The sequence below is a fragment of the Variovorax sp. KK3 genome, assembly GCF_001984055.1.
In the GTDB taxonomy this organism is placed as follows: Bacteria; Pseudomonadota; Gammaproteobacteria; order Burkholderiales; family Burkholderiaceae_C; genus Variovorax.
In genome coordinates this window covers 1-425 of record NZ_LYVO01000204.1, presented here as the reverse complement: position 1 = coordinate 425, position 425 = coordinate 1, and the positions used below count along the sequence as shown (strand labels likewise).

Here is a 425-nt window from a genome sequence, read left to right as displayed (position 1 = left end):
TCGGTCCGTCGTAGACCAGATTTGTGGTCTTGCCGTCGGCGTAGGTGATCAGGGTGGGCCGGCCGATGGCATCGCGCTGGATCTGCGTGGCCTGGCCCATCGCATCAGTGATCTTGGCGGGCAGGCCCAGGACGTCGTACTGGATGGCCTTCGCGCCGATGTCGGGGCTGGTCTCGGCCGTGGCGCTGCCCTGGGCGTTGCGGCTGTAGTTCGTGGCGACACCCTTGAAGTCATTCGCCTGAGTGACGGCATCGAGGGCGTTGTAGCTCAGGCCTGCCGTGGCGTTGGCAGCGTTGGTGATGGAGCTCACCCGGCGCAGCGGGTCCAGGCCGTACCGGGTGCTCTGGTTCAGGCCGTTGGTGTCGGAGACTCTTTCGCCGTTGGGGTCGTAGCCGAAGGTGTTCGTCTGGTTGGAGCCGTCGGTG

1 pseudogene is annotated in these 425 nt (G+C 65.9%); it reads right to left on the bottom strand.

The window, feature by feature from the left end:
* A pseudogene (locus B0W80_RS34165) lies at positions 1-425 on the bottom strand (RHS repeat protein); the annotation flags it as partial.